Origin of the sequence: Bradyrhizobium sp. Tv2a-2 (assembly GCF_000472425.1) — a bacterium.
Lineage (GTDB): Bacteria > Pseudomonadota > Alphaproteobacteria > Rhizobiales > Xanthobacteraceae > Bradyrhizobium.
Map to the genome: position 1 here is coordinate 312,121 of NZ_AXAI01000002.1, position 19,357 is coordinate 331,477.

19 protein-coding genes are annotated in these 19,357 nt (G+C 62.5%); 13 read left to right on the top strand and 6 right to left on the bottom strand.

Annotation, left to right across the window (positions count from 1 at the left end):
* Positions 1–9 precede the first annotated feature (9 nt).
* The gene (locus A3AI_RS0104980) at positions 10–621 is read left to right on the top strand and encodes a pyridoxamine 5'-phosphate oxidase family protein (RefSeq protein WP_024514517.1); all 612 of its coding nucleotides are present in this window, start codon (positions 10–12) and stop codon (positions 619–621) included.
* A gap of 18 nt (positions 622–639) precedes the next feature.
* On the opposite strand, the gene A3AI_RS0104985 is transcribed toward A3AI_RS0104980, so the two are convergent.
* Together A3AI_RS0104985 and A3AI_RS46010 are read right to left on the bottom strand one after the other, a co-directional pair.
* Positions 640–855: a hypothetical protein gene (locus A3AI_RS0104985; RefSeq protein WP_024514518.1), complete on the bottom strand. Its 216-nt coding sequence runs from the start codon at positions 853–855 to the stop codon at positions 640–642.
* A 1,243-nt stretch (positions 856–2,098) separates the two neighbouring features.
* The gene (locus tag A3AI_RS46010; protein ID WP_084800831.1) at positions 2,099–2,422 is read right to left on the bottom strand and encodes a DMT family transporter; all 324 of its coding nucleotides are present in this window, start codon (positions 2,420–2,422) and stop codon (positions 2,099–2,101) included.
* 211 nt (positions 2,423–2,633) lie between these two features.
* On the opposite strand from A3AI_RS46010, the gene A3AI_RS0104995 reads away from it, so the two are divergent.
* The 6 genes from A3AI_RS0104995 to A3AI_RS0105020 all read left to right on the top strand — a co-directional run bounded on the left by A3AI_RS0104995 (position 2,634) and on the right by A3AI_RS0105020 (position 9,623).
* Entirely contained in the window at positions 2,634–3,839 is a 1,206-nt protein-coding gene (locus A3AI_RS0104995; protein WP_024514520.1) for a BtaA family protein, read from the top strand.
* Between the two features lie 155 nt (positions 3,840–3,994).
* Positions 3,995–4,180, top strand: coding sequence for a hypothetical protein (locus A3AI_RS0105000; RefSeq protein WP_024514521.1), 186 nt, complete (start codon positions 3,995–3,997; stop codon positions 4,178–4,180).
* Positions 4,181–4,512: 332 nt separating this feature from the next.
* Positions 4,513–5,862 (top strand): c-type cytochrome, encoded by a 1,350-nt coding sequence (locus tag A3AI_RS0105005; RefSeq protein WP_024514522.1) that lies wholly within the window; start codon positions 4,513–4,515, stop codon positions 5,860–5,862.
* The gene (locus A3AI_RS0105010; RefSeq protein ID WP_024514523.1) at positions 5,859–6,356 is read left to right on the top strand and encodes a (2Fe-2S)-binding protein; all 498 of its coding nucleotides are present in this window, start codon (positions 5,859–5,861) and stop codon (positions 6,354–6,356) included. The genes A3AI_RS0105005 and A3AI_RS0105010 overlap by 4 nt, the downstream gene beginning before the upstream one ends.
* Positions 6,353–8,578, top strand: coding sequence for a xanthine dehydrogenase family protein molybdopterin-binding subunit (locus A3AI_RS0105015; RefSeq protein ID WP_024514524.1), 2,226 nt, complete (start codon positions 6,353–6,355; stop codon positions 8,576–8,578). The genes A3AI_RS0105010 and A3AI_RS0105015 overlap by 4 nt, the downstream gene beginning before the upstream one ends.
* 67 nt (positions 8,579–8,645) lie before the next feature.
* Complete coding sequence (locus tag A3AI_RS0105020) at positions 8,646–9,623, top strand: quinone oxidoreductase family protein (protein ID WP_024514525.1); 978 nt, start codon at positions 8,646–8,648, stop codon at positions 9,621–9,623.
* Between the two features lie 257 nt (positions 9,624–9,880).
* Here A3AI_RS0105020 and A3AI_RS0105025 read toward each other — a convergent pair whose 3' ends face one another.
* Both A3AI_RS0105025 and A3AI_RS0105030 read right to left on the bottom strand, forming a co-directional pair.
* Positions 9,881–10,156 carry a hypothetical protein gene (locus A3AI_RS0105025; protein ID WP_024514526.1) on the bottom strand — a complete coding sequence of 92 codons (276 nt, stop codon included), beginning with the start codon at positions 10,154–10,156 and terminating at the stop codon, positions 9,881–9,883.
* A gap of 162 nt (positions 10,157–10,318) precedes the next feature.
* Positions 10,319–10,939 carry a S24 family peptidase gene (locus tag A3AI_RS0105030; RefSeq protein WP_024514527.1) on the bottom strand — a complete coding sequence of 207 codons (621 nt, stop codon included), beginning with the start codon at positions 10,937–10,939 and terminating at the stop codon, positions 10,319–10,321.
* 147 nt (positions 10,940–11,086) lie between these two features.
* Between A3AI_RS0105030 and A3AI_RS0105035 the strand changes: the two genes are divergently transcribed.
* Positions 11,087–11,623 (top strand): GcrA family cell cycle regulator, encoded by a 537-nt coding sequence (locus A3AI_RS0105035; protein ID WP_024514528.1) that lies wholly within the window; start codon positions 11,087–11,089, stop codon positions 11,621–11,623.
* Between the two features lie 47 nt (positions 11,624–11,670).
* Positions 11,671–12,249, top strand: coding sequence for a DUF6456 domain-containing protein (locus A3AI_RS0105040; RefSeq protein WP_024514529.1), 579 nt, complete (start codon positions 11,671–11,673; stop codon positions 12,247–12,249).
* Positions 12,250–12,395: 146 nt separating this feature from the next.
* Here the strand turns inward: A3AI_RS0105040 and A3AI_RS0105045 are convergent, their stop codons facing one another.
* Complete coding sequence (locus A3AI_RS0105045; protein ID WP_024514530.1) at positions 12,396–12,791, bottom strand: SPW repeat protein; 396 nt, start codon at positions 12,789–12,791, stop codon at positions 12,396–12,398.
* Positions 12,792–12,905: 114 nt separating this feature from the next.
* A complete protein-coding gene (gene bamA, locus A3AI_RS0105050; RefSeq protein ID WP_502685729.1) occupies positions 12,906–15,260 on the bottom strand; it encodes an outer membrane protein assembly factor BamA in 2,355 nt (784 codons plus the stop codon).
* Positions 15,261–15,499: 239 nt separating this feature from the next.
* Between bamA and A3AI_RS0105055 the strand changes: the two genes are divergently transcribed.
* From A3AI_RS0105055 to A3AI_RS0105075, 4 genes are all read left to right on the top strand, one after another.
* Positions 15,500–16,567, top strand: a complete 1,068-nt coding sequence (locus tag A3AI_RS0105055; RefSeq protein ID WP_024514532.1) for a hypothetical protein — start codon at positions 15,500–15,502, stop codon at positions 16,565–16,567.
* Positions 16,568–16,622: 55 nt separating this feature from the next.
* The gene (locus A3AI_RS0105060) at positions 16,623–17,300 is read left to right on the top strand and encodes a methyltransferase family protein (RefSeq protein WP_024514533.1); all 678 of its coding nucleotides are present in this window, start codon (positions 16,623–16,625) and stop codon (positions 17,298–17,300) included.
* A 66-nt stretch (positions 17,301–17,366) separates the two neighbouring features.
* A complete protein-coding gene (locus tag A3AI_RS0105065; protein WP_024514534.1) occupies positions 17,367–18,125 on the top strand; it encodes an SPFH domain-containing protein in 759 nt (252 codons plus the stop codon).
* Positions 18,126–18,887: 762 nt separating this feature from the next.
* Positions 18,888–19,229, top strand: coding sequence for a phasin (locus tag A3AI_RS0105075; protein ID WP_024514536.1), 342 nt, complete (start codon positions 18,888–18,890; stop codon positions 19,227–19,229).
* The last annotated feature ends 128 nt before the right edge of the window (positions 19,230–19,357 follow it).

Below are 19,357 nucleotides of genomic sequence, written 5' to 3' on the forward strand. Positions count from 1 at the left end.
AAAGGCGCGATGTCGGTGATTGCCACCATCGAACAGCTCGAGGCGATCTACGGGCAGACCAACGATGCGTCCACCGTCAAGGTCGCCGACCGTGTTACTCCGTCCTACCGCGTGATGATCGAGAAGTCGCCGTTCGCGGCGCTCGCCACCGCCGGCCCGGAGGGGCTCGACTGCTCGCCGCGCGGCGATCTCTCCGGCTTTGTACGCATCCATGACGAGAAGACATTGATGATGCCTGATCGGCGCGGCAACAACCGCATCGATTCGCTGCGCAATATCGTGCGCGATCCTCGCGTTGCGCTGCTGTTTTTGATTCCGGGTTGTGGCAATACGCTGCGCGTCAACGGCAGCGCGCAGGTGTCGGCCGACGCCGAACTGCTTGCCTCGTTCAAGATGGAGGGCAAGGCGCCGCGGACGGTCATCGTCATGACGGTCGATGAGATCTATTTCCAGTGTGCGCGGGCGATCGTGCGCTCCGATCTCTGGAACCCCGACAGGCGCATCGATCCAAAGTCACTGCCGACGCCTGGGCAGATCCTGGCCGAGATGAGCGACAATCGGGTCGGCGGTGAGGAGTATGACCGCGTCTGGCCGGAGCGGGCGCGGCAAACGATGTGGTGAGGCGCCTTGGTTGATCCGTCATGCCGCGAGGTCGAGCAGCTTCTCCGAGCCTCGCACCAGGATCTTGCGTCCCTTCGCGGTGATCACAGGCCGCTCGTCCTTGAACGCGGCAAGGCCCAGGGCCATCAACTCGGCGAGAGCCGGCCGGCTCGGTGCGCGCCGGTCGGGTGAGCGAAGCGCCTTCAGCATTTCCCACTGATCGGGGTTCAGTTCGCAGTCGGATTCGGAGTTCATGCTGCCTCAGAATAGTAGCATTGGTCTCGTGTGCGCCTCTTACAAAGCCCGCATGAAGATCATGCGACCATAAAGAGTACCGGTGTCGCTTTCGAACAAGCTTTGGTGAAATGGGGGATTGAACCAAAACAGTGGAGCAGGTTACGCAACTGTCACATCGGCGTGGCAAACGGTCGTACCGGCCGTTCGAATCGGCCGATGCGTCATTCTGACGCCGCATTTGCATGGATCCAGCGCCCTGAAATCAGATTTCGTTCAGAAGAAGTTTACCACTAAATCCCGGCTGAAGGGCCTGGGCGGCGTGCTCGTCAGTCTCGCGATCGCCGTTGGTGCGGTGTTCGCGCTCACGCACGCACTCAGGCATGTCCGCTACGACGAAGTCTTCACGATCATCCGCTCTACGGATGTGAGCGTCATTGCGCTGTCGATGATCCTGGTGACGGCGTCATACGCCAGCATCACGCTCTATGACTGGCTCGCGCTTCACACCATGGGACGCAAGGATGTTCCCTATCGCATTGCAGCGCTCGCGAGCTTCACCAGCTATCCGATAGGACATGGCATCGGCGCCGTTGCGCTGATCTCGCCGGTGATTCGCTATCGCATCTACGCGAGCAAAGGGCTGACCGCGTTCAGCGTCGCCAATATCTGCTTCCTCACCGGGCTTACATTCTGGCTTGGCAACATGACAGCGCTCGGCTTCAGCCTGTTGTATGAACCCGCGGCGATCAGCGTCATTGATCGTCTCTCGCCGAACGTCAATCGCGCGCTGGCGGTGGTGCTACTTTGCGCTGTCGGTGCCTTCCTGATCTGGAGCTGGTCGTTTCCGCGTCGCTTCGGCAGGAGCAACTGGCTGGTTCAGCTTCCGTCCGGCCCTCTGGTCCTGCTTCAGATCGTGGTCGGTCTGCTTGATCTCACAGCGGCGGCGCTCGCGATGTATGTGCTGCTGCCGCCGCCAGTGGATATCGGGCTGTTCCGGCTGATGGCCGTGTTCATTGCCGCGACACTGTTCGGCTTCGCGAGCCATGCGCCGGCGGGACTGGGTGCGTTCGACGCCACCATTCTGATCGGGCTCGGCGGCGAAAATCGCGAAGCATTGCTGGCTGCGCTGCTGATGTTCCGCTTCCTGTATCACTTCGTGCCGCTCGTGCTGGCAGTGGTCCTGTTCGGCTGCGTCGAGGCGCTGCGCAGCCTGCAGGCAAAGAACGCTACGGCAAATAAAACTGTGGACCCGCAGGGGATATCAAACGGGCGAGTTGAGCTTCAGCCCGATCATTCCGGCGATGATCAGCGTCAGGCAGATGAGGCGAACCGGATCGGTCGGCTCGCTGTAGAGAATCATGCCGGCGATGATGCTGCCGACGGCACCGATCCCGGTCCACACCGCATACGCCGTGCCGAAGGGTAGCGAGCGTAGCGCCAGCGCCATCAAGGCGAAACTGAGCACGATCGCCACAGCGGTGGCCGCCGTCGGCCAAAATCGTGTCAGCCCGTCGGAATATTTGAGGCCGAGTGCCCAGGCGACCTCGAGCAGCCCGGCGCCAAGCAGCGCAAGCCATGCGCTCATGGGTTCGTCAGCTCCGCCCTACTCGTTAACGCCGCTCGGTTCCTGCGCATTCACGTGTTCCTGAACGAAGTGTTCGACATTATTCGTTGCGATATTCGCGCGACAGGCATGTGACAAGCGCGCGTGCAGCCGCGCCTCTTGGTCGCAAGCCGTTGTCGCAAAACTGCAGTGCTGCAGCGATAGCGTTGACTATTGTTGAGTCGAGGCACGTATGAATACGCAGCTGATCGCGGATGCGGCGAACAACAGTCTGACGCAGAATGATCCGACCATTTGGGACAGGATCATCGCCTTCTGGCTCCGGCGCCTCGTCTACACCCAGATATGGGAAGATCCGCAAGCTGATCTCGCCGCGCTTCAACTGCCGCTGGGTTCCACCATCGTCACCATCTCGTCCGGCGGCTGCAATGCGCTATCCTATTTGACCGCGCAGCCCGCGCAGGTTTACGCCGTCGATCTCAACGAAGCGCATCTTGCGCTGCTCAAGCTCAAGCTCGCCGGCATTCAGGCCTTCACTTCCTATGCCGACTTCTGGCAATTTTTCGGCGAGGCCGCGTCCCCCGCCAATGCCGAACTCTATCGTTCGCGGTTGCGGCCGCGGCTCGATGCGCAGGCGCGGACCTATTGGGACAAGCGCAACATCCTCGGCCAGCCGCGCTACGCCCACTTCACCAACGGCTTCTACCGCCACGGCATGCTCGGCCGCTTCATCGGGCTGTCGCATGTCGTGGCGCGGCTAGCCGGCGTCGATCTCGATTCCTTTCTGAGGGAAGAGATTGACGCGCCCGCACGCGTCGAGGCGCTTGCGCGGCTCGAACGCCTGTTTCAGTCACGGCTGGCGCGGCTCATGACACAGACTCCGGCGCTGCTGCTCAGCCTCGGCATCCCGCCGCAGCAGCGGGCCCTGCTCGACGACGGTGCGTCGCTCAATGAGGTTTTGTACCGGCGGCTGTTGCGGCTCATCGACGTGCACCCCAGCGATGACAATTATTTCGCCTGGCAAGCCTTGCGGCGTCGCTATCGAGGCCCGGGTGACCGTTGCCTGCCACCCTATTTGCAGAGGCGCAATTTTGCGCGGATGCGCAATGACGCGGGCCTGATCATCCCGGTGCATTCCGACCTCCGCGCGTTCCTGGAGAGTCTTCCCGCCCGGGAGGTCGATGCGGTCGTTCTGTTGGACTGCCAGGATTGGATGGCATTGGACGATATCCGCGCACTGTGGGATGCCATCGATCGCGTCGGCAGCGATCAGGTTCGCGTGATCTTCCGGACCGCCGGCACACGCTCGCCCCTCGACCGCAAGGAGCTCGCTCCCTTGCTCGAGATCTGGCGGCGCGACGACGAAAGCAGCGAGATCGGCTACGAACTCGACATGTCGGGCGTCTATGGCGGCTTTCATTGCTATGTGCGGCGCTGACGCTGGCTTCGTTGCCGGCCATGTTGCGCTGCGATGTCTGTGTTGTTCGCAGGCACAACATGGAGTGCCTTTTGCATCGCGCACCAAGACAAGGCGCACCGGACTCTGCTAAAGTCTCGCTTGCGAACTGGCTTCACACCCATGGAGCAGGGGTCATGAACAGACTCGTGGAGATACGCAGTCAGGAGTCGATGTGCCGAGAGCGGGCCGCGTTGGATTCCAAGCGTCGCGTCTTCTGGCTGGCCCAGGCCGAAGAATGGGAACGGCGTGCGCTTGACGAAATCGCGTATCATTTCCGTGAGTGCAATCTGGCATCGGCGGACCAGTCGGCCGTGCGCTAGGGCTCTATCTGTTAGACAAGATCGCTTGCTTACTTCCGACGCGATGCGCGTCGAGGGGAGCGCAGCGTCATGAGCGTTTTCGCCGTGCTCGCGCGCCGGTTGCATCCTCTGGCGATGCCAGGTGCCTGGGCGTTGCAGGAATGGCAGATCAACAGGCGGTGAGTTGGGCTTCGGAGGTCGGCAAAATGATGTCCGGCCGTGCTAAAGCGCGATGAGATTTGGTTGAATCGTCATCGCGCTTTAGGTCTTGATTGAGCATGATCTTTTCGGAAAACCGCTGCACACTTTTCCGGATCATGCTTTAGGAACCCAGCAAAAGGCCGCGGAGACGGATGGCAAGATCTGGCATTATCGGGGGCGTTGTGGCTGCGCTGGTCATTGCCGGCGCGGTCCTTGGGGTTGTGCTGGTGTGGCGACCGGCGATTGCGGCGATCGATCCGCCGTCGCCGCAATCCTTCGCTCCCGAACTGGTCAAGCGCGGCCGCGAGCTAGCGGCGCTCGGCAATTGCAATGATTGCCACACGGTGCGTGGGGGTAAAAATTTTGCCGGCGGCCTTCCAGTGCCGACGCCGTTCGGCACCATCTTCTCGACCAACATCACCCCAGATGCCGAGACCGGCATCGGCCGTTGGTCGGAAGGCGCCTTTCGTCGCGCGATGCGGTTGGGGGTCGATCGCCAAGGCCGGCATCTCTATCCGACCTTTCCCTACGACCACTTCACCAATGTCACCGACGAGGACGATCGCGCGCTGTATGCTTACCTGATGACGCGGGAGCCTGTCGTTGCCGCGGCACGGCCAAACCAGCTGCGCTTCCCGTTCAACCAGCGTGTGGTGATTGCCGGCTGGAAGCTCTTGTTTCTCCACCGCGAAACCTATCATCCGGATGCGACGAAGAGCGCCGAGTGGAACCGCGGGGCCTATCTGGTCGAGGGTCTCGCCCATTGCGGCGCCTGCCATACCCCGCGCAACGCTTTGGGCGCGGAGCGTACCAAGGTGGCCTTCTCCGGCGGCGAGGCCGATGATTGGAGCGCTTATGCCATCAACACCAAATCACCGGCGCCGGTGGCGTGGGACGCGGATGCACTTGATTTCTATCTGCGCAACGGTTGGCATCCCGATCATGGCACCGCGCGCGGGCCGATGGCGCAAGTGGTGAAGAACCTCGCAGCAGTTCCGGCGAGCGACGTCCATGCCATTGCAGTTTACATGGCCGATGTGTTCGGCGTACCGCACGCCGCCCGCGATCGCGCGGCGGTGGTCGCGGAAGCCCGCTCGGGTGTCGGCAGGGCGCCGGATTCGGAGGGAGCGGCGATTTTTGCCGCGGCCTGCGCGAGTTGCCATGACAGCGGCAGGCCGCCGCCCTATGGCGGGATCAATCTCGCGCTGAGCAGTGCACCGAGCGCGCCAGATCCGCGTAATCTCGTCAATATCGTGCTGGCCGGCGTGCGGCCGGTCGAAGGCGAGCGCAGCCCGATCATGCCAGGTTTTGCCGGCACCATGAATGATCAACAGATTGCGGTGTTAGTGAATTATCTGCGATCGCGCTTCACCAGCCAGCCGCCATGGGGCGGCTTTGAAAAGACGATCGAAGAGGCGAGGCGGACGCAGACCGCGTATCTCACGACCTCGGCAGCGCCAACCAGCGCGCCCGCCAGCGCAACGCAGCGAGACAAGCCATGACGACACTGAAGGTCAATGGTCAGGAGCACCAGATCGAAGCGGACGCCGATACGCCGTTGCTCTACGTGCTTCGTGACGAGCTGAAGCTCAACGCCGCCAAGTTCGGCTGCGGGCTCGGGCAGTGCGGCTCCTGTACGGTCATTGTCGACGGCAAGGCCGTGCTGTCCTGCGTGACCCCGCTGCTGCTTGTGGAGGGCAAGCAGATCACGACGCTGGAAGGCTTGGGCACCGACGAGGCGCCGGCGCCGATCCAGCGCGCCTTCATGGAAGAGCAGGCGGCGCAATGCGGCTACTGCATCGCTGGAATGATGATGCGGGCGCAGGCGCTGCTGCAGCGCAATTCGAAGCCAACTGACGCGGAGATCCGCGCCGAGCTGGCGCCACATCTCTGCCGCTGCGGCACGCATATGCGGATCCTGCGGGCGGTGAAGCGGGCTGCTCACCTGATGGATACCGCCGAATTGCTTCCGGCCAACCAGGGGAGCGCGCGATGAACGCCCCGGTCATTCTCGATCGCAGAAGCGTGCTCGCCGGCAGCGGCGCGCTGATCGTCAGTTTCTCGCTCGGTCGCGCCTTGGCCCAGGAGAAGGCCGCGACTCCCGCGCCAAGCTTGCCGGCGAGCCTCAAGACCTCGCCTTATCTCGATTCCTGGATACGCATCGATGCCAACGGCGCGATCACGGTCTTCACTGGTAAGGCGGAGCTGGGGCAGGGATTCAAGACCGCGTTTCAGCAGATCGCGGCCGAACAGCTCGACGTGCCCTTTGCGTCGCTGAAAGTCATCACCGCCGATACCGGCCTGACCGCAAATGAGGGCTACACGTCCGGCAGCCATTCCATGCAGGACAGCGGCACCGCGATTTTGCACGCCGCTGCGCAGGCACGCGCGCTGCTGCTTGCGGAGGCAGCGAAGCGGCTCGATTTGCCGGCCGAAACTCTCCGCACCGACAACGGCGCGGTCGTTGCCGCGGACGGGAGACGGCTCGGCTATGGCGAGCTCGTCGCCAGCGACCTCTTGCATACGCAGGCCCAGCCGGAATCGCCGCTCAAGGATCCCGCGACCTTCAAAGTCATGGGCCAATCGGTTCCGCGGGTCGACATCCCGGCCAAGGTGACGGGTGGCGCGGCCTATATCCAGGACATGCGGCTGCCCGGCATGGTGCATGCGCGGATTGTGCGGCCGCCGAGCTATGGTGCGCAGCTCGTGGAATGCGACGCGGCAGCGGTCGAGAAAATGCCCGGCGTCCTCAAGGTCATTCGCGACGGCAATTTCCTGGCCGTGCTCGCAACGCGGGAATTCCAGGCCATCAAGGCGATGCGTGCGCTCGCAGGCGGCTCGAAATGGCAGGAGAACGCGAAGCTGCCGAAGCAGGATGAGCTGCCAACCATGCTGATGGCGCTGCCGTCGCATGATTCCACCATCTTTCAACGCAGCGATCCGTCGGCGACCGGTCTGAGGACGATCGAAGCCAGCTACACGCGTCCCTATCAGTCGCATGGCTCGATCGGGCCGTCCTGTGCGGTTGCGCATTTCGTCGATGGCAAGATGACCGTGTGGTCTCACACACAGGGGGTTTATCCTGATCGGCAGGCGATCGCGGAAATGCTGAGGATGCCGCTTGGGGACGTCCGCGTCATCCATGTCGAGGGCTCCGGATGCTACGGCCATAACGGCGCCGACGATGCGGCTGGCGATGCTGCGCTGATCGCGCGCGGCATGCCGGATACGCCGGTGCGGGTGCAGTGGATGCGCGAAGAGGAGCACGCCTGGGAGCCGTTCGGCCCTGCCATGATGACGAAGCTGAAGGCCTCGCTCGATGGCAATGGCAAGATCGCCGACTGGCATTTCGAGGTCTGGAGCAACACTCATTCCATGCGCCCGGGCGGTGCTGGTTGCCTGTTGGCCGCGCAGCATATGGCGCAGGCCATCCCCGTGCCGCCAGCGAAGCCGCTTCCGTTGCCGGAAGGCGGCGGCGACCGTAATGCGATTCCGATCTACACCTTCCCCAACGCGCATGTCGTGCATCACTTCCTTCCAGATATGCCGGTGCGGATTTCGGCGATGCGAGCGCTTGGCGCGTATCATAACGTATTCTCGATCGAGAGCTTCATGGACGAACTTTCCACGCTCGCCGGTGCCGATCCGGTGGAGTTCAGGCTGAAGCATCTCGACGATCCGCGCGGCCGCGACGTCATCGCCAAGGCCGCCGAAGGCTTTGGCTGGCTCAAGGGGCAGACGGCGCCGCGCGATCGCGGCTTCGGCTTTGCCTTTGCGCGCTACAAGAACCTTGCGGCCTATTGCGCCATCGCCACCGAGGTCGAGGTCAACCGCGAAACCGGCCGTGTCCGGCTGGTTCGTGCGGTTGCGGCCGTCGACAGCGGGCAGGTGGTGAACCCGGACGGATTGGTCAACCAGATCGAGGGCTCGATCGTGCAGTCCACAAGCTGGACACTCTACGAAAGCGTGAGCTTCGACGACACGCGCATTACCAGCATCGACTGGCAGACCTATCCGATCCTGCGCTTCGACGCGGTGCCTGACAGCATCGACGTGCACATCATCAACCGGCCGGGCCTGCCTTTCCTTGGCAGCGGAGAAACCGGGCAGGGACCGGCCGCGGCCTCGATCGCGAACGCAATTGCGAACGCAACCGGCAAGCGGTTGCGGGATTTGCCCTTGAGCCGGAAGCGGATCAAGGATGCGATCGATGCTTGAGCTTGTGCCGCGGCCAATGTAGCCAGTGTCGCTGCTGTCACACCACGATCTTCAAGGGAGTAACGCCATGGTTCACGCGATCCGCTTTCATAAGACCGGCGGGCCGGAAGTTCTGGTCTGGGAGGAAGTCAATGTCGGCAAGCCCGGCCCGGGCGAAGCGCGCATTCGCCACACCGCAGTCGGGCTGAACTTTGTCGATATCTACAACCGCTCCGGACTCTACGCGGCCGCATCGCTGCCCAGCGGGCTCGGCAGCGAGGGAGCCGGCGTGGTCGAGGAGGTCGGCCCCGGTGTCACCGACCTGAAGCCCGGCGACCGCGTCGCCTATGGTTCCTCGCCGCTCGGCGCCTATTCCGAGGCGAGGCTCATCCCCGCCGCCAGCCTGCTCAAGCTGCCTGACGGCATCGATGACAAGACCGCGGCTGCAATGATGCTGAAGGGCCTCACGGCCCAGTATCTGATCCGCCAGACCTACCGGGTGAAGGCCGGTGACACCATCCTGCTGCATGCCGCGGCCGGTGGCGTCGGTCTGATCCTGTCGCAATGGGCCAAGCATCTCGGCGCCACCGTGATCGGCACGGTTTCGAACGAAGAGAAGGCGAAGCTGGCGCAGGAACACGGCTGCGCCCACACGATCAACTACACCCGTGAGGATTTTGTGAAGCGCGTCGACGAGATCACGGGCGGCAAGAAAGTGCCGGTGGTTTATGATTCCGTCGGCAAGGACACGTTCCTCAAATCGCTCGACTGTCTCGCCCCGCTCGGCGTGGCCGCGCTGTTCGGCCAGTCTTCCGGTTCGGTCGAGCCGCTCAATCTCGGCCTCCTGGCCCAGAAAGGCTCGCTCTACGTGACCCGGCCGACCCTCTTCACCTACGCCGCCAAGCGGGAGAACCTAGTCGCGATGGCGAACGAGCTGTTCGACGTCGTGAAATCAGGCGCCGTCAAAATCGAGGTGCACCAGACCTATCCGCTGAAGGATGCCGCCAAGGCCCACACCGATCTCGCCGCGCGCAAGACCACCGGTTCAACGGTGCTTTTGGTCTGAGGGTTCTTCTCCTAGAGCATTTCCGGTTCTGATTGAATCAGAACCGGAGCTCTAGATTCTTGTTTTGACGCGTTTTCTTCACGCGAACCGGTCCCCACTTCGCTCGAAAACACTCTAATCCGTCGTCCTGAGCTGCGTAGCGCAGCGGAGGCGTCGAAGGATGAACGGCCCCGCTGATGCAGCCGGGCCGTCGCCCTTCGAGACAGCCGCTGTCGCGGCCTCCTTCAGGGGGACGGTTCCGTCCCTTTCTCGCAGGTCTAAACCGCCTCGTGCTTGCGCAGGTCGCGCGCATGGTCGAAACGGTCGGCCTGCAGATCTACCTGCGTGTCGGCGACCTCGGGCAGGGCGGCCTCCGAGAGAATCTGCTCTGTCACATCCTCGACCGAGCGATCGGCGATTTCATGGATGAAGCTGATATTCTTGTACTCTCCGGAGGCCACGCGCGAGACGACCTCGCGCCTGGTGATCTCGGGGTCGACAACGGCCTCGCGGCCACGGCGGCCGTAATCGATCATCACGACGAAATATTGCATGCGGCTTTCGGAGACTTGGCTGAATCAACGGACCCATTGTTTCCGAAAGTCAGAATTTTGTCAAGTAAATTCTGATAATCGAAAATATCTTGTTCGTCCCCGAGGGCAAATTACCCGCCAATCCCGCGAAAAGGGTCGAGATTCGCGAGAACCGGTCTTCCGCTATTTCGCGGAGGCCTTTGTCTTCCGTTCACGGGCCGCGGAGCGGGAGCGCATCCGCGCGATCTGGGCCCGCGGCAGGGTGACGCAGATTTCCCCGATCCAGTCCAGCTTGACCCCAGTGATCGTCTTGGCGTTGAAACTCGTCAGGTTCACCATGCTGGGCGATTTGCCGCGCTCGATGGTCTTCAGATAGCGCTCGCCGGTCTTCAGGCGCACGGCGGCCTCCTCACCATAGAAGCTCGGCAGTGGATGGCGCTGCTCGCGATAGACCACGATCACGTCGCCATTTTCGTATTTCGGCAGCATGGAATCGCCTGAAACCTCGAAGGCGATGGTTTCTCCTGAGATCGGGAACGGCAGTTCGACCTCGCCCAGCCCCTCGGGCGGGACCTGCTCATATTCCGGCTCGATCACGGCGCCGGCACCGATCCGACCCATGATGGGCACGTAGTTCAGTTCCAGATATTCCATGATCACCGCGACTTCGGCGGCCTTGATCAGGCGCTGGCCGCCGAGAATTTCTGACACGGCGCCGGCGCGCACGCCCATCACGCGCGCCAATCCTCCCTTGCTCTTGCCCGTCTTCTTCAGACCCCGTTCGATCATTTCAACGTCCAGCATGCGAATCTCTCCCTACGCCTCGCATCCTTCATATCAATTACGATTATCAGAAACAAGCTTGACTTTTCGTTCGAAATATCGGAAATAGATATGTCTGCGCATGATTCTACCTGAGCGGGTCGGCGCACAGGAGAGGCCAAACAGAAAATGCAAGCAAGTGAGTGGGCGCCCGAGCATTGCAAGGCGCTGCAAGACTATCTCGCCCTCGGCATGTCCTTTGCGGAGATTGCCAGAGAGATCAACGCGAGGTTCGGAACCGCCTATAGCCGCAACGCAGCGATCAGCCGCAGCAAGCGCATGAAGCTCACCGCGCCCAGGCGTCCCCTGGGACTACCGAAAGCGCGTCCTCGGACCGGGGCCGAATTGGCCGCAAAATCGCGCGAAAATCATCGGGCGGAGGTGGCGCGGCCGGTGGCGGCCCCACCCCCGGGGCGTCCCGAGCCAGTCAGGCTCCGTTGTGTCGGCATCAGCCCGCGCCTTGTGCCGCTGGTCGAGCTCGATGCATCGGACTGCCGCTATCCCTATGGCGGGGATAGGGAAAACGAGCCGATTACGTTTTGCGGCCATCCGCGCCTTGCCGGCTCGAGCTATTGCGCACCGCATTTTCACCTGACGCGCGGACCCGGCACGGAAGCGGAGCGCGACGTTGCACCCGTCGCGCTGCGGCTGGTGCGGGCGGCCTGAGGTACGCCGTCGATCAACCATCCATTGCAGAGCTGTAAGGAGGCAACGTGGCGAGAGCCAAGCGTAACAAATCATACCGACTGGCGAAAATGCACGACCGGCGTGCGCAAGATCTGCCGCTCAATGCGGAGGTCGCCCGCGTCGAGGTCGACGATCCCTTTGCGCTGCAGCCCGGGGATAAGATCGTCGCCCTGCGCTCGATCCGCAACGATCCCCTGGGGCGGCTGCATTCGCACCGCCAGATCGACGAGGCGCAATACCAGGCCGGGCGCGCCTTCCAGAATGACTGGGAGCGGGCGGAGCGCGGGCCGAAGGCCGTCGACCCGACCCGCGAATATGTCGATGGCGCCCAGATGCGCGAGCCGATTACCGAAGGCCAGCGCCAGGCGGTGCTCAGGCTCAACAATTGCGAGCGTGAGCTCGGCGCCGATGGCTCGGCTATCGTCCACGATGTCCTGATCCAGGGGATGACCATGGAGCAGGTGGGGCAACGGCGTGGGCTGGAGAGCCAGCGATGGAACGACTATTTCGCCCGGCGCTTCAAGGAATGCCTCGACCGGCTGGCGCTGATCTACGGCTTTGTGACGGAGAAGAACAGGCCACGGTCGCGCCGCTTTCCGGTATGACCCCGACCGCTGTGTTGACCCCCAGCGCGCAGTTGAGCTCGACGAAGGCGCATCGCATCGTCTGTTCGTCACGCGCGAGCGCCGGCTGAGGCGACCTCATGAGCTTCATCAACGCCTGACCTCTTGATTGAGGGCACGCCGCGCCCTCAATGCTGATGCGATGCCGCAGAGGCGTCCGCCCGATCCCGACGAGGCGGCTCCAGATGCGCCGCATCGTAGTGCAGCCACAGGTCAAGAACGGCGAGGAACGCGACGACGATTCCGACGCCGATGCTGAGATGCATTGCACGGGTGTGGGCAAAGCCGAGCAGCCAGGGCGACACGATCAGCCACAGGCCCAGCAGGAAATTGGTCCACTCTTCCCAATCCTTGTAGGCGATCATTGCAGCCAGCGAGATCACGGCGATCACGGCGCCGGTGGCCCACAAATCCATCTTTCCGGGTCCATTGGTCAGCCTGAACAGCCATGGGGCAACGAAGAGCAACGCCGCGAGCAGCAGGTTGTAGAGATCAAGGACGGATTCGCGCTGCCATCGCCGCATGACGAGACCTCCTCGGGGACAGAGAAAGAAACCGGCGAGAGCTCCGCTGGTTCCGGCGCGGAAGCCCAACGTGAGGTAGACTTTCGGCTGAGGCTTGCGGCGTGCGGCCGCGCGTCAGAAAGACGGGCCGGCGGTGAAGTTGAACGGCTGCACGACGTCGTAAGCCGCCTTGCTGAGCGGGACGGCGTAGCTTGCCGTGAGCGGACCGAACGGCGAGTCCCAGGTCAGACCGACGCCGACCGAGGAGCGGATGACAGTCGTATTGGCAATCTGTGCGGTCTGGCCGGAGAAGCTGGTTGGACCCTTGTAGCCGAACACCGTGCCGGCATCGACAAAAGCGGCGCTGCGCAGGCCGTACTCATCGGGCACGCCGGGTATGCCGCTCTGCAATTCGGCCGTGGTGGCCCAGTACATGCTGCCGCCGACATTATCCATGGTCGAGCCCGGCGTGAGGTCGCGCGGGCCGAACCCGTCGGTTGCGAAGCCACGCACCAGGCTCGGGCCGCCGAAGAAGCTGTTCATCAGCGGCACCTGCGACCCGCCCCAGCCCGTGATGTAGCCACCCTGGGCCCGCACCATGCCGACGAGATCGCCGCCGAGCGACTGGTAATAGCGCACATCTTCCGCCGTGCGCAGGAACCGAACGTCGCCGCCGAGACCGGCGAGATCCTGGGTCAGCTGCGATCTGAGGCCGCTGGTCGGCAGCTTGTTGTTGTCGAGCGTATTGTAGGTGACGGTATCGCCGACCGACGAGACCAACTGCCGCCCGGCTGCGGCCGCTTGCTGGATCGGCAACGACACCGTGTTGGCGGGGACGTTCGACGGTAAAGTGACGTTCTGGTCGTAGAGCGAATACCGCCACAGTACATTGGTCTGCTCGGTGATCGGCGTGCCCATAGACAGCGTCATGCCATAGCTGTCGGTGCCATAGGATTGGTAGGTGCTGGGAACGGTTTGTCTGTAGAACAGTTGAAGACCGCCCGAGATATGGTCGCCGAACAGGTCGGGATCGGTTGCCGACAGCTCGACGCCTTGCGCATACTGTCCGTAGGTCATCGAGGCCTGGACGCTATCGCCGGTACCGTAGAAATTGCGGTCGCCAATCTTGACCTCGCCGAGCCAGCCATCGGTGCTTGAGTAGCCGCCGGACACGGTGAAATCACCGGTCGACTGGTCGACGACCTCGACATCGAGCACCACGCGATCGGACGCGGAGCCGGGCTTTGTGTTGATCTTGACCGATTTGAAATAGTTCAAATTCTTCAGGCGCCGCTCGGCACGGTCGAGCAGCGTCTTGTTGTAGGCATCGCCTTCGGCGATGTCGAACTCGCGCCGGATCACATAGTCGCGGGTGCGCGTATTGCCGTGGATCTCGATGCGCTCGATATAGGCTCGGGCTCCCTCGTCGATCACGAAGGCCACGTCGATGCGGCCCGCTTCGGTGTGATTCACGATGCGGGGCGTCGCGTGCGCGAAGGGATAGCCGAGCTTCGCCAGCTCCACCGCCAGCGCCTCGCTGCTCTTGTCGAGGGTGCTGCCGTCAAACAGCGCGCCATTGCGTGTGGTCAGCAGGCGGCGCAGCTTCTCAGCGTCCAGGCCCGGTACGTTGCAGGTGATGCCGATGTCGCCGAAGTGATAGAGCGGCCCTTCTTCGATGGTGAAGGTCAGCGCAAAACCCTTGGTCGCCGGATCATACTCGGCTCGGGCGGCGGTGACGTTGGCGTCGGCATAGCCGTGGTTGCGATAATAGCTGCCTAGCCGTTCGCGGTCATCGTCGACCTTGTCGGGATCGTAGGTGTCGCTGCCGGTGAGGAGGCTGATCAGCGAGGCCGCCGAGGTCTTGATCACGGCAGTGAGCTGGCGGTTCGAGAAGGCACGATTGCCGACGAAATTGATCTGGCGCACTGGGGTTTTCGGGCCCTCGGTGATGGTGTAGACGAGATCGACGCGGTCGTTGCCACGATCGATGATCTCCGGCACCACGCCGACTTCGTCGCGCCCGACATGACGGTAGGCGTCCACGATCCGCCCGACATCGGCCTGCACTGTCGCGCGCTGGAGCGGGCCGCGTGCCTTGGACTGCACGACGGCGGTCAGGTTTTCGTCCTTGACCTTCCTGTTGCCCTCGAAGGCGACACGATCGATTACCTTGGCTTCTCTCAAGCTCACGACAAGGTGATCGCCGGCACCTGTGATCTTCACATCGTCAAACAGACCGGTCGCGACCAGAGCCTTCAGCGCCGCATCGCGCGCGGCATCATCATAGCGCCCTTCGGAATTGGGATGGAAATAGGAGCGGACTGTCTCGGCGTCGATGCGGCGATTGCCCTCAACCGCGACGGTTTCGCGCGCGGGCGCGCTATTTTGTGCCCAGGCCGCCGCCGGAATAGCCATGAACGCCAGGGCTAGCAGCGCTGCCGCGATAGGCCTCGGTCGCCCCTTGACCGGAAGGTTGTCTTTGTCCGTCACATTCCGCCTGTCGGATGGTTTGACGGCAGGATCGAAGTGCGCGCGCCGGGCAAAAGAATGTCACACCCAAGGAAAATTGCCGACGGACATTAACGTCGCCACAATTTCGACGTGAAGCCGATCCGCCCCTTCCCCGAAACATTCGCATAGCTGCTTCAAACGCCGCTTAGCCAAGCGCCAGGCATTGGTTCGCGGCCTAAACCCCACAGATGGCCGCGAGTGCCTCGTGGGAGCATCATATGCGTAACGTCGCCCTCGCAGCCTCTGTCGTCTGCCTCAGCATCATGGCCATCGGCTGGCCGGCATCGGCTGCCGTCACACCCGATATCGATCCGCACGCTTCGCTCGGCGTGGTTCAGCAATGGATCTACAATTACCGCGCCAAGCCGGACTATGCGCATGTGCCGGCAGCAGTGCGCGTGCTGTTTCACACGCAGACCTTTCGCGAGCCGGAGAATGCCGGTATCTACCTCGGCTTCATTGCCGGCGCGATCGGATCGAACCCGGCCAAGGCCGAGCAACTCGTCAACAGCTTCTTCCCGGTGCCGCCCGAGGACGAATGGGTGATCGTGCGCGCCATCGCCTATTCCGGACTGCCGGACTGGCGCAACCTGTTGCGCAGGATCGAGCCGAAGATGCCGGGACGTCGTGTGATGATCGACGGCTATCTCTCGTCCAAACTGCCGACGCTGTGGGAAATTCCGCTCGAGCAGGCCAGACCCGGCACGTTCGACAAGATCCGCTCGGCCTTCACCAAGAATCCGTTCAAGAAAGAGGAAAAGAAGCTCGACACGACGCTGAGCTATGCCGGCAACCAGGATCTGCTGGACACCTTGTGGGGCTATTATTTCGCGACCGGCTCGCATCTGCCGATCCTGCGCGTCATGCAGATGCTGCCGTGGTCGAAGAGCCGAGACACGCTCGACAAGCTCACCGTCGGCAGCATGGCACGTTACACGCTAGCAAGCTATGCGGTGCGTGATTCCGAGTTGCGCGAGTTCCTGCGCAGCGAATTGCCGAACCAGCCGGCTCCGATCAAGGCACCACTCGCCGAAGTGATTGAAGCGGCCGACACCGTACAACTCGCGGCTGTTCGCAAGGATGCGCTGGCCGCCGTCGAGGAGCTCAAGACCAAGGGATCGGATGCGCGGCGCAACCTCGATTTCTGGGGACAGGTCGGCGTCGGCGCAGTGGCGCTGGGCTGTGTGTCGGCGGCTGCGCTCGGCCAGATCGAGGTTGGCATTCCCTGTGTGATCGGCGGTTCCGCCTCGCAGGGCCTGCTGTCGTTCTGGGAAAAGCAGCAATGACGGAATGGCAGGCGGCCTGAGCTCGGCGCTTCGTATCCCGTGTTAGAATGGCCCAATGCATTCGCTGAATCTGAGAGCCTTCATTGGCCTCGCAATCCTAATCCTTGTGATGGCCGGCCTGCTGTTTGGCGCGGCGGGGACGCTGCATTATTGGCAGGCGTGGGCGTTCCTTGCCTGCTATTTCGCCGCCTCGATTGCGATCACGCTCTATCTCGCGAGCCGCGACCCGGCGCTGCTGGCGCGGCGAATGCGCGGCGGTCCATGGGCCGAGAAAGAGCCGGCGCAGAGGGTGATCATGTCGGTGGCCTCGGTCGGCTTCATCGCGCTGCTGGTCTTGCCTGGACTTGACCACCGCTTTGGCTGGTCTCACATGCCGGCCGCCATGACGATCGCCGGCAACGTGCTGGTGCTGCTCGGCTGGGCCGGCATTTTCCGTGTCTTCCGGGAAAACAGCTTTACCTCCTCGACCATCGAGCTTGCCGCCGATCAACGCGTGATATCGACCGGGCCTTACGCGATTGTTCGCCATCCGATGTATGCGACGGCGCTCGTCATGCTGCTCGGAATTCCGGTTTCGCTCGGCTCCTGGTGGGGCGTGCTGGTCGTCGTTGTCCTGCTGCCGGCACTGATTTGGCGGCTGTTGGATGAGGAGCGTTTCCTGGCCGGCAGTCTACCCGGCTACGTCGCGTATCAGGGCAGCGTGCGCTATCGCCTGTTGCCACGTGTCTGGTGATAAGCTTCGCAGTTCGCTAAATTGCCACGCGGCCGACCGGCCGTCGCGTCGACCCGGGAGGACGCCATGGGATGGATCTTCGTTATCATCATCGTGCTCTATCTTCTCGCTTCGCTGCGGGTGCTCAAGCAATATGAGCGCGGCGTCGTGTTCCTGCTCGGCCGGTTTGCCGAGGTGCGCAAGCCCGGACTGATGATGATCTTCGTTCCCATCCAGCAGATGGTGCGGGTCTCCTTGCGCATCGTGACGATGCAGATCCCCTCGCAGAAGATCATTACCCGTGACAACGTCTCGATCGATATCGCGGCGGTGGCCTATTATCACGTCACCGATCCCGAAAAGTCGGTGATCGCCATCGAAAACGTCTACAACGCCATCAATCAGATCAGCCAGACCACGGTGCGCAACGTGGTCGGCCGCTTCAGCCTCGATCAGTTGCTTTCGGATACCGCGGGCATCAACGAGCAGATCAAGAACGTCATCGACCAGCACACCGAGCCTTGGGGCGCGCAGGTGACGGCGGTCGAGATCAAGGACATCATGCTGCCGGATAACATGCAGCGGGCAATGGCGCGCGAGGCAGAAGCCGAGCGCGAGCGCCGCGCCAAGATCGTCGCCGCGGAAGGCGAATATCAGGCGGCCGTCAAGCTCGGTGAAGCGGCCGACATCATCGCGCAACACCCGGTCGCGCTGCAGCTGCGAACCCTGCAGACCATGGCCGAGATCTCGGTTGAGAAAAACTCCACCATCATCTTTCCCGCCCAGTTCGTGTCGACAGTGCAGGAAGCGGTTGCGCAGCTCACAAAGGATTCAGCAGTGAGGTAGGTCACCGGGTGGGGCTTATCGCCCGGCCGATGAGGGCATTTCCGACGGTCGCGAGCATCCCGGTGGCGGCTTCCCGGGCAACGGTTTAGCTTGCTGGATTGGTTGTTCCTTGGCATAATTTCAACCTAATGGAGTTCCGTCCGCCTTTATCCAGCAGTGCTAATCGGGCTGTCGGGTATCGTCAGGGCCTGGGTGGCCAGATCATCTTTGGGCGATGCCCTATGCCTGTTGGGAGAATCCGTCACTGTTTTCTGTCAGAGGTTCGCGATGAGAAATCCCAGGTCGATTGCGGAGATGCATGACAGGCTCGCGGTTCCGGCAGTCGAAACGGTCGAGAGCCTGCGTCTCCTGCGATCCTTTGTTAAGCTCACACCCAGACAACGACGCGACATCGTCGAATTGGTCGAGCGCCTCGCCATCGAGCATTCGCCTGCTCCGGATTGTCCGCAAGCGTGACCGCAGCTCGGGCAAAAGCGATGCGGGCGGAGCTCATAACCCCATGGCTGGGGTGTTGCGAAAAGCTTCGCCGGGCGATGAAAGGGAGACGGGAAGCCGCAACCCGACTTCGCATTTTTGGTATTCGCGTCCGGGTGCCCGGACCGGCCTGCACTGTGCCGCTCGACATCATGCGCCGCCCGCCCGGGACGCCGATCTGGGAGCTGGAAGCCGTCAGGCTGAACTGAACCCTTCCGGTCGCCGATTCACCTTGCAACCCGGCCGCCGAAGGCGTCATGCTGCTCATCGCAATGGAGGAGAGCAACAATGGCTGAATCAAAACTGGAAGTCCCGGCCGAATTGCGCGACATGGCCGAGAAGACCATCGACCAGGCGGAGCGGGCGTTCGGGATGTTCTTCGACGCGGCAAGCAAATCGATAACGACAATTCCGGGCCCGGGTACCGAGGTTTCCAAGCAGGCCTTGTCTCTCACCGAGCAGAACATGAAGGCTGCCTTCGAGCACGCTCGCAAGCTTGTGCATGCGACCGATCTTCAGGAGGCGATGCGGATCCAGTCGGACTTTCTGAGAACGCAATTCACAAATGCCGGCGAGCATATGCGGGAGATCACCGGCAAGATCATGTCGGCCGGCAAGCCCAAATCCTGAAACGGTTCTCGCGACGCGCCGTCGCAACGCGGCGAGATACATCGCGTCGTGCGGACTTCCGCGCGGAGCCGATACAGGTCGCAATATCTGCGGCCTCGTTTCGGCTCAACGGGAAGGTCGCCAACCGT

What these genes read in the sequence shown, in the direction of transcription:
- A3AI_RS0105065 (WP_024514534.1), top strand. Translation starts at nt 17,367, where the DNA reads ATGGGATGGATCTTCGTTATCATCATCGTGCTCTATCTTCTCGCTTCG.
- A3AI_RS0105030 (WP_024514527.1), bottom strand. Translation starts at nt 10,939, where the DNA reads ATGCTGGACGTTGAAATGATCGAACGGGGTCTGAAGAAGACGGGCAAG.
- A3AI_RS0105025 (WP_024514526.1), bottom strand. Translation starts at nt 10,156, where the DNA reads ATGCAATATTTCGTCGTGATGATCGATTACGGCCGCCGTGGCCGCGAG.
- A3AI_RS0105005 (WP_024514522.1), top strand. Translation starts at nt 4,513, where the DNA reads ATGGCAAGATCTGGCATTATCGGGGGCGTTGTGGCTGCGCTGGTCATT.
- A3AI_RS0105010 (WP_024514523.1), top strand. Translation starts at nt 5,859, where the DNA reads ATGACGACACTGAAGGTCAATGGTCAGGAGCACCAGATCGAAGCGGAC.
- A3AI_RS0105000 (WP_024514521.1), top strand. Translation starts at nt 3,995, where the DNA reads ATGAACAGACTCGTGGAGATACGCAGTCAGGAGTCGATGTGCCGAGAG.
- A3AI_RS0105035 (WP_024514528.1), top strand. Translation starts at nt 11,087, where the DNA reads ATGCAAGCAAGTGAGTGGGCGCCCGAGCATTGCAAGGCGCTGCAAGAC.
- A3AI_RS0104985 (WP_024514518.1), bottom strand. Translation starts at nt 855, where the DNA reads ATGAACTCCGAATCCGACTGCGAACTGAACCCCGATCAGTGGGAAATG.
- A3AI_RS0105055 (WP_024514532.1), top strand. Translation starts at nt 15,500, where the DNA reads ATGCGTAACGTCGCCCTCGCAGCCTCTGTCGTCTGCCTCAGCATCATG.
- A3AI_RS0105075 (WP_024514536.1), top strand. Translation starts at nt 18,888, where the DNA reads ATGGCTGAATCAAAACTGGAAGTCCCGGCCGAATTGCGCGACATGGCC.
- A3AI_RS46010 (WP_084800831.1), bottom strand. Translation starts at nt 2,422, where the DNA reads ATGAGCGCATGGCTTGCGCTGCTTGGCGCCGGGCTGCTCGAGGTCGCC.
- A3AI_RS0104995 (WP_024514520.1), top strand. Translation starts at nt 2,634, where the DNA reads ATGAATACGCAGCTGATCGCGGATGCGGCGAACAACAGTCTGACGCAG.
- A3AI_RS0104980 (WP_024514517.1), top strand. Translation starts at nt 10, where the DNA reads ATGTCGGTGATTGCCACCATCGAACAGCTCGAGGCGATCTACGGGCAG.
- A3AI_RS0105060 (WP_024514533.1), top strand. Translation starts at nt 16,623, where the DNA reads ATGCATTCGCTGAATCTGAGAGCCTTCATTGGCCTCGCAATCCTAATC.
- A3AI_RS0105020 (WP_024514525.1), top strand. Translation starts at nt 8,646, where the DNA reads ATGGTTCACGCGATCCGCTTTCATAAGACCGGCGGGCCGGAAGTTCTG.
- A3AI_RS0105015 (WP_024514524.1), top strand. Translation starts at nt 6,353, where the DNA reads ATGAACGCCCCGGTCATTCTCGATCGCAGAAGCGTGCTCGCCGGCAGC.
- A3AI_RS0105045 (WP_024514530.1), bottom strand. Translation starts at nt 12,791, where the DNA reads ATGCGGCGATGGCAGCGCGAATCCGTCCTTGATCTCTACAACCTGCTG.